This is a genomic window from Capilliphycus salinus ALCB114379, assembly GCF_047276495.1.
Taxonomy (GTDB): Bacteria; Cyanobacteriota; Cyanobacteriia; order Cyanobacteriales; family Microcoleaceae; genus Capilliphycus; species Capilliphycus salinus.
In genome coordinates this window covers 4,996,344-5,013,521 of record NZ_CP178543.1, presented here as the reverse complement: position 1 = coordinate 5,013,521, position 17,178 = coordinate 4,996,344, and the positions used below count along the sequence as shown (strand labels likewise).

The following is a 17,178-nucleotide window of genomic DNA, read 5'->3' as shown; positions in this document are numbered from 1 at the left end:
AAAAAAGTTTTGCTTAACTCCTATATTGTTTCTTTTAAGTTTTTTATTGAGTGATTAAACTCGGCGTTGAGGTCAAAGAATCATCCGAATTTTTCTTGAGCATAATCATAAAGTTTTAAATCATATTCACAACTTTTTTCTATTTTTTTGATGACTGACGCTTCAATTTCAGGTTGGGGAACTGGATTTTTATTCATGTGCGGAATCTTAACCGTTAAATTGAATTTATCTTTTAAATCCTTTCTGAACCGATCCAAATCATCTAAAAAAGAAATCAAAGAGAATTTTGATAAGTTTTCTTTAGCAATCTCTAATCTTGTTGACAAGTCGGCGCTATCGTCCCGGGAAAAATTGCCAAAGTAGTTAATATAATTTTGCCCTCTAAACTTTCCCCTTTCACCGTCAATAAACTCCTCTAAACTCTCGCTAACCCTGGCGTGATCTTCCGGTTTGTACGCATCATAAAAATACTGAGAAATATATCGTTTTACCGGATTTCTTAAAACGGTAATCCAAGCGTATTGATAACGATAAGCTTCCCAAATCTCTTCGTTAAAATGAAAATGACCGGAAATATATTTTGTTCCTTTAGCCATCTCGTAAATCAAAAGGGATTCTCGGAGTTGAAATTTATCAATTTTACCGTTAATTTTCCCGTTTTGAGTCACAGCTTGAACCGCATTACTGGTAAGTATGGGGTGAACTTGGTAACTATTTTTTTTTCCATAAACCATTCTCAGAGAGCGGTCAACTGATGTCCCTCCTGTTTTAGGAACGTGCATAAAGATAATCTTGGGCTTGGGAGAACTAAAAATCTTTTCGACTTGAACTTTTAAACTTTCAACTCTCATAAATCCATACTTTTTTAGAGATAAAACTGATTAGAGATGGTCGCTTTGTGCGCTTGTCGTATTGACTGAAGTTGAAGCGACTTCAGTCTTATGCTTGCTCGGAGAATGAGACTTTGTGATCTCAAGCAAATGTTGACCAAGACGACGGGCTAGCGCTAAAATAGTAAAAGTAGGAGAGTAAGATGGTCCAGTTGGGAACACGGCAGAACTCGCCACATAAAGATTATCCGTGCCAAACACCCGACAATTAACATCGACCACCCCCTCCTCAGGACAGCTACCCATGCGCGTTGTCCCCATTTGGTGGGCGGCGTCGGTCATATTATCGATACAGGGCGGCTCGTCCCCAAACTCAAAGGTGCCAATACCAGCATTAGCAAAACGTTGGGTCAACAGTTCCAAGGTTTTCTTCATGGAACGATGATCGTGTTCGGTAAAGCACCAGTCAACCTCTAATTTTCGTTGACCGAGGGCATCCAGTTCAGTGCCGAGCTTAATACGGCTATCTTGTTGGGGAAGTTGCTCCGTCACAAATTTCACTTGGTATGTCGCCACCGCTCCGTTATTATCCTTGCAAATCGGCCGACGTTGAATCATTCGTTTGAGTCGGTCTGTTAGTTTTTCATAGATGGGCTTAATATATAAAACGTGTTCGAGAAGCTGGTGTTCGCGCTGAGTATCATCATCTAAAGCAAAACAGATACAAAACCGAGGTTTGGGCGCATATTGCAACTCGTGGGCATATTGTCGAGTCAGATGACCCGGCAAAAGGGTGCCAGTATGATGTTTGGGATGATCGGTGTAAAAACGACCAACCAGATCGTGAGCATTCCCGATACCCTCGGGGATTTGACGGTCAGATGCCAATAACAGACGCGCCGCTTCAAACGCCCCAGTCGCCAAAACAATTATATCACCCTCAACCAAGATTTCTCGACCTTCGAGAGAGCGACAAACCACCGCAGTCACTCGCTGGCCTGAAGGATCGAGTTTTAACTCCGTTGCCGTCGCACCTTGAATCACTTGTAAATTCGGCGAACGACGCATTTCTTCCCCGAAACGGATTGCCGTGCGGGTGGGGGTTTTCTCCCAATAAAAACTGCTCATTTTCAAGCCATAGGCGGCAATTTTGGCTCGAAGATCGATGATTTCAGGGCGTACTGCTTCGGCTTCTAAATCACCAAATCCATAATCTTTGGCAGCAGAACGATAATGTTCTAAAAGATCGCTAAAGTCTATCGGCCAACCGCTGTTGGGTACCCAATCTCTTCCGTCGAAGTCAGAAGGCTGTAGATATTTCCATTTCCCGGTCCAAACGTTACTGGTTCCCCCAAACTGACGTACCCGACTGACTCCCCGTAGCTCGGGAGGTAAGTATCGATGGTAATATGTATTCGGATTTAACTCGCGGTGGCGTTTGCCCAAAAATATCACATCGTTTAAGGCTTGAATCTCGGGATCAAAGCGATCGCGTCCACTTTCAAGTAATATTACATCCCGGCCGTGACGGGCGAGATGGGTTGATACTTCAGCCCCCGCAATGCCTGAGCCAAGAACAATTACTTCACCTTTTAATGTCGTTTGTTCATCAAGTTCTAAAATGTCGCGAATCATGTAAGCTCCTCTATAAATATTGTTGAGTTTGACCAAAGATAATCAAGAAGAATTTGAAGCCGTTAAAAATAGCTTTTTTAGCTTCTTGAAAGTTGAGAAAAAGCAGACCAAGCACTCAGAAAAAAAGTGTGAGCCGGATGAAGTTTTAAAGCCCAGAGGTAATGATTAAAAGCGGCTTTATTCTGCCCGATTTCCGAGGAGGTTACGGCGTGTTTGTAGACAAACTCTGCAAACATTTTCGGATGGTTTCTAAAGACATCCTGATGTTTTTTAATCAAACGATAAAAGCTTTCTTGTCGTAGCTGTTGATTGCCCGATACTCGCTCTGTGCTATGAGAGAGGAGATGATAAGTTACGCTCGGTAAACCTATCAGAGTACATTCGGGATTTAGTCGTAAAAACAATTCCGAATGAACCCGGGAGCGAAAGGTTTCGTCCCATCCCCCAATTTTCAATACCAGATCCCGCTCCACAACTAGGGTTTGTTTGGTGTGAAAAGAACGTCCCGGTTCTGGGGTTTCTAAAAAGAAATGGCTTCCTTTCGGAGAAAGAGCGGGAGGAATGCGCGTGGCGATCACTTTACCCGTCTCATCCACTTTTTGAAGTCCTGAAATAACGGCAACGGGGGGATTGGCGGTTGTTTTTTCCAATGTTGACAGAGAAATTTCTACCATGTGAGGCAGTAAATAATCATCGTCATCTAAGTAAGTTACCCAGCGCCCTAAAGCTGCCTTAGTTCCCACATTTCGCGCCCCGGCGCCGCCTACGTTCTTTTCTAAAAAAATAACTCGTAATCTGGGATCGTCTGGGAGATATGCACGTTCTTTTGAAGCATCATCGACCACAATCACTTCTAAATTTTGGTGGGTTTGATTCAGCGCACTCTGAACCGCTCTCGGTAATAAATGAGGTCGATTATGGGTTGGAATAATAATACTTATCATTGGATAACAAGCTATTAACGGTAAATTTGCATGAGAAAAATAACCACTTTTTTAGCATCTAATTCTCAAAAGAATAGCCTTCTAGAAAAGGAAAAGAACGCATTCTACTTTCAACCTCTTGCTTTAAATCTTCGCTCCATTCTATTTTATATCTACTTTTTTGCGGCGACTCAAAAACGATGCTCGAACAGGCTTCTAAATAATCTAATGATGGCTCTACTCCCAACCACAGACATAGGTTACGAAGTTGTCCTTTTGGATCTTGAATAAAATCTTCTTGACGAAGATCGTATAGATCGACTTGATCGACCATTGCTGTCACCTTCATAACCGATTCACAAACACTAAAATAGCGATCAATGGTTCCCCAAATATCCAACGAATTCTGCTTTGCTTTCCTCTGTGCCATCGTTGCCATCGTTGTAATATTATCAAATGGATTACGGACAACATGAATAAATCGTACTGGTACTTTGACCACATCTCGCAGCTTTTTAAGTAACTTTGGGTTGTCAGCGAGGGTACAAACCGTAAACTCACCATGCTTATCGCCAATTACCCGAATCTTTTCAAAAGAACCTTGCCATTGACCCGGTACATTGTAGGTGTATCCGCCCCCACGCATCCAAGAATGTCCTCTAACTTTAGTCATTTGAAATAGTAGATAATAGAGGGCATTTCGCCCAAAGCCATAATTGACATACTTGACCGCACGCAGTTCGTGAGCCATGACAATATGGGGATGGGCATCAAGTAAAGCTGCTACTAAACTATGTCCGCTTCGGGAATAGCCAATAAATGTACAGTAGGTTTCTACCTCTGCAAACTCGTCAGCAAATTGAGCGCTAGTTCCTAGAGTTGCCCCATGAGCCAGACTAAGTTGAAGCAACCAGGGAAGTTTTTTAAGCTTTTTATTTTTAAGCAGAAGTTCTAACAACATTAATTTCTCCGTATTTAAGTTGTAAATCATCTCCAATCTGTGCAGATCAAATTAATTGTTTTCAACAGGAAGCGGAGAAGGATGAAGTTTTGATTTGGAATTTATGCGTTCCCGGAAAAAACCTAAAATATTGGCAACTTGGGAGACAAAAAATAGCATAGAAAGGATTAATCGGGGTTGATGATGTTTGGGTTGAAAAAAGGGATAACTTAGCAATTTAAAATAAAAGGATAAGGGTTCAACTTTGATTTCTCCTACCCCTCTTTTGGCCCGTAATTGATGAAAGTGAAACGCACCTCGACCGTAGTTAAAATGTTGTCGCCAAAAGCTTTTTAATGTTAAATTGTGAGCATGATAAATTTCGGCATCGGGGACGGCTGCCATTGAATAACCGTGATATAACCAGCGATCGCAAAATTCCCGATCTTCCCCGGCCGCCAGGGGGAATGTTGTATCAAACCGCCCGACTTGATGAAAATATTCCGCAGAAAGGGCAAAGTTATTAGACGCAAAAAAGCTGGCTTGTTCGCGGTCGGCGTTGTAATATTCGTACAGATAATCTATCAATAATTGGCTGGCGGTTGAATACAAATTATCCGGTAAAGCGTTGAGGGTTTTGCCTCCTAATAAGCTTTCGGGAGTTTGGGTAAATTGAGTTTCTAAACTGTTTAACCAGTTGGCCGTCGGTTGACAGTCATCGTCGGTAAAAACGATGAATTTTCCTCGGGCTTTAGCCGCCCCCGTATTGCGTGCGGAAGCGGGTCCGGCGTTGGGTTGAGTGATGAAAGTGATCTCAATTTGTTCACGAAAAGGAGTGACAACGGGTTCTAGAGGCATGGAACTGCCATCGTCTACAATAATCACTTCAAAGCGATCGCGGGGATAGTCTAGGTTGCTGATAGATTGAAGACAGTTTTTCAGTCTATCCGGGCGGTTATAGGTCGGAATAACAATGGAGAAAAAAGGCTGATTCATCATTTTTAAGTTAGTTGTTTTGTTTTGGATTTTAGTTGTTTAAAGGGGTTTCTATTTCTCGGGCGGTGTAGATGTAGAATGATTTTTCATTGGGTTCTATGGTTGGTTCAACAAAACGCTTCAATTCAGTAACTTTAATGTCGTCCGGGAAAACCGAATCTGATTCCAGTTCATAAGTTAAAACCAGTAAGGTTTCATTGGGATTATCGCGAATGAATCCTTCTATTTTTTCTATCTTTTCCATTGGGGTTTTAGTTGTCCAAAAACTACCAAATTCACCCAGATCGGGATAATAGATTTGTTGATTGAGATAGCCGGATAAAACGGCTGCTTGTCTGTATCGTTGACCGACTATGGTTAACTGGTCGAGATTGTTATCTTGAATATATTGAGCCGTTTCTCGACCGACAGAAAAAGGATAAAATAAATCTACACTGTAAGCATGAAAACCTCCGAGTAGATGAACCGAAAGAATCAGGGTTAAAAATTGACTTCGCAATTGACTTGGTGCTTGCTGTTTTGAAGTTAATTTTCGCCGATTCAATAACTCTTTTTCAAGCAGCCATAGGCAGGCGATGAACAAAAGAAACAGGTGGCCCCTGTGCCTCATAACTCCTTGAAAAATTAGGTAGTTAAACGCAAAAATACTACCCGTTCCAAACAGATAAATTGTCAAGATTAGCCGTTTTGGATATAGTATTTTTACAGTAATTGCTAGAATAATTAAAGAAGCTACTCCCGCAATAATTGCACCCAATGGTATACCCGCAACCGAAGGAAAATTTGTATTGTGAACCAGTATGTTAGTGTTCCAAAACTCATTGTTCAGGTGAAAGGGAATCGGTACATAACTTCTCCAAATATCTGTAACAGCCGTACCCAACCGCTCAATTTCTTGCAATAAACTCGGGCTAGATTCAATCTGTTCGGCTGAAGATTGGATCGGACGAATTATTTTTTCTTGGGAAATTAAAGGGCGGATAATTTGAAAAAAGGAAATAGCCCAACCCAAAGTTAAAATCAAGAAACTAATCAAGAGTTTTTTTCGGTCGAGTTTATTGGCTTTGATCTGGCTATAAAACTCGTCAATTAAAGTTAATGAGAATGCAAAACTGAGAATAAAAGCAAAAGCATTAGCATTGGCCATCAGTGCTAATAACGTCGCCAGTAATATGGGTTTAACCTTTGATTTTGAATAGATGACGCAAAATAGAATAATAAATAAAACACCTAAATTGTAGTTTCTGCTGATGATTGTATATTCATAAAAAAAGTAATATCCAAAACTGAGTAAAAATTTCTGTAAAGGAGAAAAAGGGGAAAATTTGACAATTAAACTCACAATAACAACCGATACAGATAAATGAAAAATCTGCATGATTAGAGGATTTTGGGTGATTCGGCTTAACCCATATAAACAGAGATGCCATAAACCCGGATGTCCTTCAGACCGCATATTTTGAAACAGTTCTATCAGCGATGCACTGTCTCTGGCGAGTAACCAAGCTTGAAATTCATCCCGCCACATTTCATGGTGAAGGATACCCACCAAGCCGAAAAAAACAAAAGCAACGATTATGCTATTTTCGATTAAAGCTTGGTTTTTAGAGAAGCTGAAGTCTATTTTGAACGGTAAATTTAGCGGTGACATAAGCGGTAATTTTTAGGATTAAATTCAAGCTCTGATTTTAGCCTTAACGATTTGAAAACTTTTTTTTGGAAGATTTTAGCATTTCTAAAATTTGAAGTAAATCTTCAAAAATCGGAGGGTATAAGAATTTAATACACAGTCCATATATTATTATACCGATTGCCGTGCCGATTAGGATTAATAGCTTTTCATCAAGTAAATCGATCATAAAATATTTAAAAATTAAAATCCCTGCGACCATAATAAGCGAACAAATAATCGGACTAACAAATTGCTGTAAATACTTCCTGGCGGGAACATGAATTAATTGGCTAATCGCCCATTGACCGACCGGAAAAGCGAGATAACTGCTGACGACATAAGCGATAGAAACCGCAACAATTCCCCATTTTACCGCCAATAAACAAGCGATTAGATTGAGTACCGCACTAAGTAAACTCAATCGCAGTTTCCAAGAGGGTTTTCCCATCGCCATAAATACAGAACTATTAAAGTAAGAAATTGCATTGAGAATTCCAGCACAAGCTAGAATTTGCATGATAGGAACTGAAGGTAGCCATTGCTCTCCAAATAGCGTTAACACCAATTCTCGGGTGAAAATAATCATTCCTGAAAAGGTTGGAAAAGCAATTAAACTGGTGAATAAAGTCACTTTATAAAAGGCTTGTCGAAAGCGTTCGGGTTCGGTTTGTAATCGAGAAAAGGTGGGTAATGCGACCTGCTTTGTTGTGCTGATCAGGAGTTGACTCATCACCTCTAAAACCCGAAAAGCTATCAAATAATATCCTAAAGCCACCTCTCCTAAAAAGTAACCGATGAGTAAATTATCCGTGCGTTTGTTGCAAAAAGCGAGAAATTTTAATGCGAGGATATTTAAGCCAAAATTTAAAAAACCTTGCAAATGTTGGAAAGAAAATCTGAGTTTGGGTCGCCAGTCAATCGCACCCCAAATAATAAACACTTCTACCGATTCATAAATAAATTGCTGACTAACCAGACTCCAAACCCCAAACCCAGATAAAGCCATGATAATCCCGGCAACTCCACCGATAATAATACCGATAATTGTCCGAAGCGCCATGACTTTAAACGCAAATGTCCGGCTTAAAATAGCTTTATGAACATGGCTCAGAGACTTAAGGAAAAACAGAAATGAGAAGCATTGAAGGATGGGGATAAGCTTGGGCTGATCGAAAATTTCCGCAACAAATCCCGACAAGAAAAAACTAATAATTGTCAGCAACAACCCGCTAAATACATGAGTCCAAAAAGCAGTATCTAGTTCTTCGGGCTGAATTTCCTCCCGTTGAATTAAGGCTTGGGAAAATCCTTGCTCTAGAAAGATTTGCATGAACGCCAAAAAAACATTAGCCAGACCAATTAAGCCGAAGGCTTCGGGAGTCAGCAAGCGAGCTAATATTAAGAATACAATCAGCGAACCCGCCTGACTCCCCCAGTTTTGGATGACAGACCAAACCACACCTTGAATTGCCTTCTGTTTGATGTTCATGGCTAAGTTTTAGGATCTTCCATCCCAATAATACCTTAATCGGTTTAAGGGTTCGTTGACATTGATTGATGAAGTTTGCGTTGCTGACGTGCATGGCGGGTCGTCAAGAAGCGATTAATAAATACATGGTCGATTTTGCCGATAATTCGGGCTAAAATATCGCTGCCCATCCCCCAAGTCAAACGTAAAACTAAGGGGACAATAATCGTACCGTACCGACGCCATCCGACCTTTTTATATTTGCTTTTGAAATATTCATCCTCTGCCAGATTCCACTTCTCTTGTAAACGGTGCAAACTTGCCAATTGCCAAGCATCACTCCACCGCAACATATAGTAATGTAAATCGCCAAATTCTAGCGGGGGGCCGGGTACATAAGTGACGATACAATTGGGTTCAAAGTAGACTTTTTCTCCGGCCTGACGAACCAACATACAAAAGTCTAAATGCTCTTTTGTATTCAGCATGGCTTCATCTAGAAAACCAATTTTATCAAAGATTGAACAGCGAACTAATACACAATGAAACTCGGCTAATTCTGTTTCTTGGCGGTGTAATTTCTCGCGAACATCACTGACTTTTTTACCCTGCAAACACATTTTTTCTCGAAACCGTCGCCGGCCCGTTTTATCAACCCAAATATGAGACTCACCCCCGGCACAGTGAACGATTTCATGTAAAGGTCTTTCTTGACACATCAGAGGGCCGACAACTGTCGCATCTGTTTCTTCAGCGCATTTGATTAACTCAGTTAACCAACCGGGCGTAACGACAACATCGTTATCAATGAAGACCAAATATTTTGTATCAACTTCTGCTAAACCCAGATTTCTCGCTTGGTTGGGAGAAAGATAATAATCGGTTCTTAGGAGTTTAAAGCCTTTTTCTGCGGCTTTTTCTTGCAAGTAAGCTCGAATTGGTTTGGGAGAATTCCCATCAACATAGACTAATTTAAACGGAATCTTTGTGTGTTCGTAGATGCTTTCTAAGGACTCGCGAGTACAGCTAAAACGTTCGCGAGGAACGGCAATAATTGTAACTTGGGGTTCGGTTTGTGTTGATAAGTTTTCCATTTTGATAACCTCTTTTAAATGATTAAAGCGATGATTGAGTGATGCTCTTAACTGACGGTGACATCTGAACATTTAAGTTCTTATTCTGCCAGCCGGATACCAAGGTTTTTTGGTAGAGTTCGACCAAAGTATCATTCAGTTTGTTGAGGTCGTAATGTTCTTCAACATAGGCTCGTCCGGCTTTTCCCATCTCCGGCCATAATTGCGGATTCTTAACTAAAATACCGAGTTTTTCTGCTAGACTTTCTGCATCTCGTTCGGGAACTAAAAAACCTGTTACGCCATCTTCTACTAACTCTGGAATTCCTCCATGATAGGTACTAATCACGGGTAAACCCATCGCCATTGCTTCTTTTAAAACATTCACGGGAGCATCTTGATTTCCATCGGATGCTGTCACACTGGGAGCGATAAAAATATGGGATTGATTGAGGATTTCGACGATTTCATCTTCATCTTTCCAACCCAACAAATGAATAAATTGACTGGCATTTAATTCGCGAATTAATTGTTGTAAGCTTTCCTTTAAAATGCCATCTCCGATAATATTATACTCTAAATTTGGGTTGACTAAAGCTTGTTTGGCTACGGCTCGAATACTATATTCAATTCCTTTTTTTTCTACTAACCGACCTGTGGTAACAATCCGAATTTTTCCATCGGAAGGAAAGGAACGGGGAGCAAAAGGAAATCGCCGACAATCCAGACCAGAACGATGCACAAACACTTGATTTTCATCACAGCCTAGCTCGACAACTCGACGTTTAAAAAATTCGCAATTTGCCAAGAATAAGTTACCCGTCTTGAATAATTTATGATAAACCTTTTCGCCTTTTTCCTGCACAAATCGACTAATATCATCGCCTCGAAATGTGGTGACTAATTGAGCATTTGGAGCGTTAATCGTCCGAAACGACATTCCCCGATAACTTTGAGTGCCAAATTGACAGTGAATGATGTCATAATGGCGATCAAATTGAGGAATAATCGTGTACAGTAACCAAAGGGAAAGGGCTGGCTCTCCGTATTTAAAAAAGTTCAAAGCATCCAAAAAACGCCTCGGTTCTTTATAGCCTTGAGTTAGGAGTAATCCGATTCCTTTCCAAATTCTCAGAAGAATATTTTCGGGAACTTGAGGAAAATAATAAGTGCGATCCAAAAGATTATATTTCGCGATCGCCGGATGAACTTTTGTCGTATCACCGGGAGAACTGGCGTAAATATCAACCTGATGACCTCGTTCAATTAAACCCGTAATTTGATTGAGAATAAACGTTTCTGACAATTGGGGAAAATGACCAACAATAAATGCAACTTTCATCATTACTAACCGTTCACTACTCTCGGGCAGATAATCCACCAAATCTCAGCCTGAGAACTTCCCAAGCGCTGACATATCGCACAAAAAACATTGCTAGAGAAACCTGACATTTATGTTTAAAACTGGTCAAGCGTTCATCTAGAAATGTATTAATTACAAAATTTACAGGAGGAACCAAATTTTTCAGCAAAAGCGAAAGAAAAACAACATCTTTTAAAGCGTTTTTACCCTTTTTCTTCTGCTGTAAATCATAAATTCCTCCGACGAGCCGAATTGTTCTTTTATACAATTCTCGCCAAGAGGTTCTGGCGGGATGTTGAACACAACTTTTCTCGGCATAAACTTGCAGATAACCGCTCTCAAAAATTCGCCGACACCATTCGACATCCCCGCTTGATTTCAATGTTGCATCAAAAACACCAACCTTTTCTATAACTTTTTTCCAAGTGAATAAATTCGCTCCGGCGCCATATTGATATTTTTCTAAAAGTTCCTTTTGGGGAAAAGCGGTGATACTTTCATAGAGTTCTACAGACGTAATTTTATCGGGATTTTGAAAGAAAAGCTCTATTTTTCCCACAACTAAACCACAATTGGGAACCTTTTGTAAACGTGTTACTCCTTGTTCTAGCCAATCGAAAGCCGGAATACAATCCGCATCGGTGAAAGCAATAATTTCCCCTTTGGCGATAGAGATTCCGCGATTTCGAGCCGCATAGGAACCCGGAGCGCTTTCATAAATACAAAACGCTTGACGAAACCCACCGACAACCGAATCAATGTTTTCAGCCGGATCGGAACCATTATCGACCACAATCACTTCATAAGAGTTTTGCGGATAGGTCTGACGATCCAGTGCATTTAAACAGTGTTTTAAGCGTTCCGCATCATTATAAACTGGAACAATTACCGAAACAAAAGGCGCAGATGAGTGTTCCATTTTCAGGAAATTTTAGCTATGGCTTTGACCGGAGAAAGCGAACAGATAAAGAGTTAATAGGGTTTTGTGAACTTCCCTATTAACTCCCCAAATTTTACTTCATTACTAACTCGGGTTTTTGGCGTTCTTTCCACTCCTCTTTTGTAAATTCTTCGTGATAGGAACGCTCGGTATTAACATTCCAAAGGTCGTGATTGTCGCCCAGTAAATTTTGAGCCGCCAACACTCCGGTTAACATGGAATGATCTTGATTATTGTAGCGGTGCATTCCGTTACGGCCAATGGTTTGTAAGTTATCAAACTGGGATAAATAATCCTGAATAACTTGTAAATGACGGCGATAGTCTCGGTCATAAACCGGGTAAGCTTTCGGCTGACGAAGAATCGTTCCATCCTCCACTTTGCTCGCTTTCGCCAAACCCAATTTTTCGATCTCTTGAGTTGCTAAATCTAACAGTTCGGTGTCGGATAAATTCCAGATATCATCCCCTTTTGTACAGAAATATTCTAAACCCAAACAGGTTTTAGTTTGGTCTGGAACCATCGCCGGACTCCAGTTTTTAAAGTTTTGAATCCGACCGACTTTAACTTCAGGACTGTGAATATAAATCCAGTTATCGGGAAACAGATCCGGGTCGTCAATAATCAAAGCAACAATCAAAAAGTCTCGATAAGATAGAGATTTTGCCGCTTCTAAAACTTCATCGGGCGGTAAAGGATCGAGTCGGTTCACCAGTGCAGTAACGGGCATACTGGAAATAAAATTATCACCTGTTATTGTGGTCTCTTTACCGTCTTGATAAGCGATAATTTCGGTGATATGATAACCGTCTCGTTTCAGACTAACAACCGGAGTATCCAGGGAAACTTTGCCGCCTTGTTCGTTAACTTTTTGCTGGAAACGTTCCCACATCATTCCCGGCCCGTAAATGGGATAATCAAATTTTTTGATTAAAGTTTTGGTGTCGTTACTGCCAAATAAAGCATTGATCACCGCTTTTTTCAAAGATAAGCCTTTGATCCGTTGAGCCGCCCATTCTGCCTCGATTTTATTGCAGGGAATCCCCCAAACTTTTTCGGTATAAGTTTTGAAAAAAGTCCTATAAAGCCGACTTCCAAAACCATTTGTAACCCATTCTTCAAACGTTTCTGGCTCAAAATCCGGTTCTAACTTCCCTTTGACTTTGGCTTTCAAATAGCTCAACAAAATCAAAAAGCTTTCAATCACACCCAAATTTAAAACTGTGTTAGCAATTGACAGCGGATAGTCATAAAACTTGTTTTGGTAATAAATGCGAGAAAGTCGAGGAACTTGAATGAATTCATCTCCGAGAACTTCCTGCCATAATTGATTGACAATATCAACCTTCGTAAAAAAGCGATGACCGCCAATATCGAAACGATATCCTTTATACACCTCAGTTCTAGAGATTCCTCCGACTTGACTTGCTGCTTCCAAAACGTGAGGATGTACTCCACGCTTGGTCAGTTCATAAGCGGCAGTTAAACCAGCAGGGCCGGCTCCGATGATGATAACGGGGTGATGTAGCATTTGTAACCTCTGATGACGTAATTTTGCAGGACTTGAGATCAGAAAGATATGTGAGCGAAAAATCCTGAACATCTGAACAGTTTAAATCCTGCTCAAGTCAATTGAGTTCAAAATTTAATAGATGGTGTTTTTCGGAGTTTTAGGAGAACTCTGCAATTATATAGAATTATCAAGACAGAATTTCGCACAAACACCAAAAAAATTTAGACAAATGGATTGAAAAAATGCGATTATTCCCTTTCCCTATCAACTCCTAGCCCAATTCACCAATTGTAAAGACTAACCCCCTCTACAATCATCAATCCAACTCGATTCCAAATATCGAGAGGAAGGATCGAACGCTTCAATGTAGTTTAATCGTGCTTGAACAAGTTTTAAAAGCCGCTGAATAATCACAAAACAAATTGTATGCAGTGAAATTGTCTTGAGCGGGTTTTAAAAGCTGCCGAGTCGATCTCAAAAAAAAGGTCGTATTTCACGACTTTATGCTTGGCGATAAGTGAGTTTGACTTGCAACCAATGACGAACAAAACCAATAGCAAACGCTAACCCACTGTAGAAATAGTATAGCCAGTGCCAAGGTATCGATCGCAGGGCAAAAAGTAAGCCTCGCTTATTGTGAAAGAACTGGTAAACCGGTGCATTCAAAGCTAAAAAAGCCAGGGCAAATATACAGGCAATGATGGACGTTTGAGACAACCAAGGAGCCGCCATTAACGCTCCGATCTTAGCATACACCAATAGGACACTCAATCGACTGGAATATTGCAGATTTAAGTCATTATTTAATTGGCGATCGCGTAAAATTAAAGCGGTCCAAGGCAATGCTCGATAAAAAAAGTCAGCTTTGAGCATCGAAATCGGACGCCATTCTTTGAGATGTTTCACAAAAATATTTTTCCGCAAGCCAATCTGATAACCTGCTTTTTTCAGCCGATAACCCAGTTCAATATCTTCAATGCAAGGGAGACGATATTTTTCGTCAAAACCTCCCACATTTAAAAAGACCTCTCGACGAACGGCGCCGCAAGCTCCCCAAAATGTGGATGCTTCTTCTTGACTGGTTTGGTGAGTATAGTGATGAAATAAGTTTCTGTATTGGGAGAGAAAGTTATCCGCTCCGGGAGCATCATCATAGGAACCAATTAGAGCAGATAAATTCGGCTCATTTCTAAAGACAGTCACAACCTTTTCGATTGTATCTGGATAAACTTCGACATCTGCATCTATAAAGAACAGAATATCACCTTTGGCGGCCTTAGCTCCCAGATTCCTCGCTCTCGCCGGACCTCCGGATTTGGGTAGTCTAATAACTTTTGCTCCGAAGTCCTTGGCGAGCAGCCAAGAACCGTCGGTATCTCCATCAGCGACAACAATAACTTCATCTGGATTTAGAGAAGTTTTGGTCAAACTTTGAAGACATCGCTTAAATTTTTCTCCGCCATTGTATACCGGAATAACGATTGAAATCGTTAGCGATTCTACGGTCGAATTTTTAACCATAAATTCCTTCGACAGCGATGTTCGGCTTCGTTTTCACTTCTATCATCTTAAACACATATCTCAAAAAAATCTATCTTTCGATAGATTCGACTGTAAAGGTTTTGTAAAATAATAGATGGGTTTATCAAGCTTCTGTAAAGCTAAACTTTTTATACTCATTTTGTGTATAAGTTATCACTTTTGTTCAAGAAAAGAGACTCTTTACTCCAATAAAACTTGATGGAATCGATCAGTTTTGGAAACGGAATCCATTCTCAAGTTCGACTGCAATCAAGCTGATCAATAATCATCAATAAAGGGTTTGACCGGCGGAGAACCAAAATCTAAAATTCCCCTGGCTACATCCCAAAAACCCGGTTTCTTCGAGAAACCGGGTTTTTCATCCAAAACTAATACTTCCGTTCTTGCGGTTCAAACCGAGTAATCGCAACTGGACGATAAGACAAATCAATTCCAGCAGGCGAATAATAAGCCAACGTATGCTTCAGAAAATTGGTATCATCCCGCTTAGGATAATCCTCCCGACAGTGCGCCCCCCGACTTTCCAAACGATTTAAAGCCGAAGTCAAAATCATCTGACCGACAATCATCAAACTCCGCAATTCCAACGCCTCAATAATCTCCGTATTCCAAACATTATCCTGGTCATCGAGATAAATCTGTTGATATTTCTCCTGCAATTCCTGAATTTTAACTAAACCCTCTTGCATAATTTCTTGAGTGCGGAACACCCCACAATGGGCAGTCAAAGTATCTTGAAATTCCTGACGAATTTGCCCAATGCGATAACCGCCCCGTCGGTCTAACAGCGCTTTAATTTGTTCTTTCGCATCTTGAAGATAACGTTTTTCATCAATATCCGGTAACTTCCGACCCTCAACAAATCGAGCAATTGCCGCCCCGGTTCGCTTTCCATAAACCACACATTCAAGCAACGAATTACTCCCCAAACGGTTCGCCCCGTGAACCGACACACAAGCCGCTTCACCGGCCGCAAAAAACCCATCAACTAAATTATTACGAGGATTAACAGCCCTGTCTTTGGGGTCAAACTTATAATCAACAGGCAACCCCGGCCCAATAATCACCTGACCATCGGTATTTGTGGGAATTCCCCCCATTGAGTAATGAACCGTCGGACGGACAGGCATGGGTTGATAAACCGCATCCACCCCCACCAGTCGGTGAGCCTCCTCCCAACAAAAGGGAATGCGACTCATAATTTTTTCCCGTCCCATGTGTCGCAAGTCCAGATAGACAAACGGCCCGCCGGCGCTGCCATCGGGATGAACGCCCCGTCCGGCCCGAATTTCCAAAGTAATCGCTCGCGAAGTAATATCACGCGGCGCCAACTCCATCTTACTGGGGGCATAATGCGCCATAAACCGTTCCCCTTCGCTGTTAATTAAATAGGCGCCTTCGCCCCGAACCGCTTCGGAAATTAACACCCCAACCGGATACAACCCCGTCGGATGGAACTGGACAAATTCCATATCTTGCAACGGCACCCCCGCCAAAGCCGACATCGCCAACCCGTCGCCGGTGGAAGCATAATCATTAGACGTGGTGTTAAACACCCGTCCGTAACCGCCTGTCGCAAACATCACCGCCTTGGCGCGAACTACGACAACTTCGCCATTTTCGATGTTGTACATCACCAAGCCTTTGGCTTGGGCGTCTTCTAAAATCAGACGCATGACATACCATTCATCGTAGATTTTCACCCCGTAGCGGCGTAAATTATTGACCAGTTCGTGTAGAATGGCGTGACCGGTTTTATCGGCCGCGTAGCAGGTTCTATTGTGGGTGTGACCGCCGAAAGCCCGTTGAGCGATGCGACCGTTTTCTAGGCGAGAAAACAGCACCCCCATGTGTTCGAGGTCGATAATCACGTCCGGGGCTTCTTGGGCGAGAATTTCCACGGCGTCTTGGTCGGCGAGGTAGTCCGAACCTTTGACCGTATCGAAAGCGTGGGCTTCCCAACTGTCGGCAGAATCAACGTTTTTCAGGCTGGCCGCAATTCCCCCCTGCGCCGCCACCGAGTGGGAACGAATGGGATGGGTTTTGGCAACCACCGCAACGTTGAGACTGGGGTTTGTCCGGGCGATTTCCACCGCAGCGCGACTTCCGGCCAAACCGCCACCGACAATTATGACATCATGTTCTAACATAGTTGACGAATCGTTAATAGAATTCTCCTCGTTCTTCTATGTTGACTCACAGAAAAACTTCCCCATCCAAAAACAGGGAAGTCTTAAGAAAGAAAATAGATTGGCAGTTAGAGATGAATTATCCTCAACTGAT

At 41.5% G+C, this 17,178-nt stretch carries 13 protein-coding genes; all 13 read right to left on the bottom strand.

Annotated features, from left to right (window positions below; genetic code table 11):
* Positions 1–80 precede the first annotated feature (80 nt).
* The 13 genes from ACL6C3_RS20305 to ACL6C3_RS20245 all read right to left on the bottom strand — a co-directional run bounded on the left by ACL6C3_RS20305 (position 81) and on the right by ACL6C3_RS20245 (position 17,045).
* Positions 81–851 carry a sulfotransferase family 2 domain-containing protein gene (locus tag ACL6C3_RS20305; protein ID WP_413160855.1) on the bottom strand — a complete coding sequence of 257 codons (771 nt, stop codon included), beginning with the start codon at positions 849–851 and terminating at the stop codon, positions 81–83.
* Between the two features lie 30 nt (positions 852–881).
* Complete coding sequence (locus ACL6C3_RS20300) at positions 882–2,465, bottom strand: GMC oxidoreductase (protein ID WP_413160854.1); 1,584 nt, start codon at positions 2,463–2,465, stop codon at positions 882–884.
* Positions 2,466–2,542: 77 nt separating this feature from the next.
* A complete protein-coding gene (locus ACL6C3_RS20295) occupies positions 2,543–3,409 on the bottom strand; it encodes a glycosyltransferase family 2 protein (protein WP_413160853.1) in 867 nt (288 codons plus the stop codon).
* Between the two features lie 58 nt (positions 3,410–3,467).
* On the bottom strand, positions 3,468–4,379 hold the full coding sequence (locus ACL6C3_RS20290; protein WP_413160852.1) for a sulfotransferase family protein: 912 nt from the start codon (positions 4,377–4,379) through the stop codon (positions 3,468–3,470).
* Positions 4,380–4,400: 21 nt separating this feature from the next.
* Complete coding sequence (locus tag ACL6C3_RS20285) at positions 4,401–5,327, bottom strand: glycosyltransferase family 2 protein (protein WP_413160851.1); 927 nt, start codon at positions 5,325–5,327, stop codon at positions 4,401–4,403.
* A 28-nt stretch (positions 5,328–5,355) separates the two neighbouring features.
* Positions 5,356–6,975 (bottom strand): hypothetical protein, encoded by a 1,620-nt coding sequence (locus ACL6C3_RS20280; protein WP_413160850.1) that lies wholly within the window; start codon positions 6,973–6,975, stop codon positions 5,356–5,358.
* A 43-nt stretch (positions 6,976–7,018) separates the two neighbouring features.
* Positions 7,019–8,485 (bottom strand): lipopolysaccharide biosynthesis protein, encoded by a 1,467-nt coding sequence (locus ACL6C3_RS20275; protein WP_413160849.1) that lies wholly within the window; start codon positions 8,483–8,485, stop codon positions 7,019–7,021.
* Positions 8,486–8,529: 44 nt separating this feature from the next.
* The gene (locus ACL6C3_RS20270; RefSeq protein WP_413160848.1) at positions 8,530–9,558 is read right to left on the bottom strand and encodes a glycosyltransferase family 2 protein; all 1,029 of its coding nucleotides are present in this window, start codon (positions 9,556–9,558) and stop codon (positions 8,530–8,532) included.
* 22 nt (positions 9,559–9,580) lie between these two features.
* Positions 9,581–10,882, bottom strand: a complete 1,302-nt coding sequence (locus tag ACL6C3_RS20265; RefSeq protein WP_413160847.1) for a glycosyltransferase — start codon at positions 10,880–10,882, stop codon at positions 9,581–9,583.
* A 13-nt stretch (positions 10,883–10,895) separates the two neighbouring features.
* On the bottom strand, positions 10,896–11,819 hold the full coding sequence (locus tag ACL6C3_RS20260) for a glycosyltransferase (RefSeq protein WP_413160846.1): 924 nt from the start codon (positions 11,817–11,819) through the stop codon (positions 10,896–10,898).
* 94 nt (positions 11,820–11,913) lie between these two features.
* Positions 11,914–13,371 carry an NAD(P)/FAD-dependent oxidoreductase gene (locus tag ACL6C3_RS20255; RefSeq protein WP_413160845.1) on the bottom strand — a complete coding sequence of 486 codons (1,458 nt, stop codon included), beginning with the start codon at positions 13,369–13,371 and terminating at the stop codon, positions 11,914–11,916.
* Positions 13,372–13,854: 483 nt separating this feature from the next.
* Positions 13,855–14,874, bottom strand: coding sequence for a glycosyltransferase family 2 protein (locus tag ACL6C3_RS20250; RefSeq protein ID WP_413160844.1), 1,020 nt, complete (start codon positions 14,872–14,874; stop codon positions 13,855–13,857).
* A 389-nt stretch (positions 14,875–15,263) separates the two neighbouring features.
* Positions 15,264–17,045 carry a succinate dehydrogenase/fumarate reductase flavoprotein subunit gene (locus tag ACL6C3_RS20245; RefSeq protein WP_413160843.1) on the bottom strand — a complete coding sequence of 594 codons (1,782 nt, stop codon included), beginning with the start codon at positions 17,043–17,045 and terminating at the stop codon, positions 15,264–15,266.
* Positions 17,046–17,178 lie beyond the last annotated feature (133 nt).

Coding starts and splice junctions, on each gene's coding strand:
- ACL6C3_RS20305 (WP_413160855.1), bottom strand. CDS start 851: ATGAGAGTTGAAAGTTTAAAAGTTCAAGTCGAAAAGATTTTTAGTTCT.
- ACL6C3_RS20300 (WP_413160854.1), bottom strand. CDS start 2,465: ATGATTCGCGACATTTTAGAACTTGATGAACAAACGACATTAAAAGGT.
- ACL6C3_RS20295 (WP_413160853.1), bottom strand. CDS start 3,409: ATGATAAGTATTATTATTCCAACCCATAATCGACCTCATTTATTACCG.
- ACL6C3_RS20290 (WP_413160852.1), bottom strand. CDS start 4,379: ATGATTTACAACTTAAATACGGAGAAATTAATGTTGTTAGAACTTCTG.
- ACL6C3_RS20285 (WP_413160851.1), bottom strand. CDS start 5,327: ATGATGAATCAGCCTTTTTTCTCCATTGTTATTCCGACCTATAACCGC.
- ACL6C3_RS20280 (WP_413160850.1), bottom strand. CDS start 6,975: ATGTCACCGCTAAATTTACCGTTCAAAATAGACTTCAGCTTCTCTAAA.
- ACL6C3_RS20275 (WP_413160849.1), bottom strand. CDS start 8,485: ATGAACATCAAACAGAAGGCAATTCAAGGTGTGGTTTGGTCTGTCATC.
- ACL6C3_RS20270 (WP_413160848.1), bottom strand. CDS start 9,558: ATGGAAAACTTATCAACACAAACCGAACCCCAAGTTACAATTATTGCC.
- ACL6C3_RS20265 (WP_413160847.1), bottom strand. CDS start 10,882: ATGATGAAAGTTGCATTTATTGTTGGTCATTTTCCCCAATTGTCAGAA.
- ACL6C3_RS20260 (WP_413160846.1), bottom strand. CDS start 11,819: ATGGAACACTCATCTGCGCCTTTTGTTTCGGTAATTGTTCCAGTTTAT.
- ACL6C3_RS20255 (WP_413160845.1), bottom strand. CDS start 13,371: ATGCTACATCACCCCGTTATCATCATCGGAGCCGGCCCTGCTGGTTTA.
- ACL6C3_RS20250 (WP_413160844.1), bottom strand. CDS start 14,874: ATGGTTAAAAATTCGACCGTAGAATCGCTAACGATTTCAATCGTTATT.
- ACL6C3_RS20245 (WP_413160843.1), bottom strand. CDS start 17,045: ATGTTAGAACATGATGTCATAATTGTCGGTGGCGGTTTGGCCGGAAGT.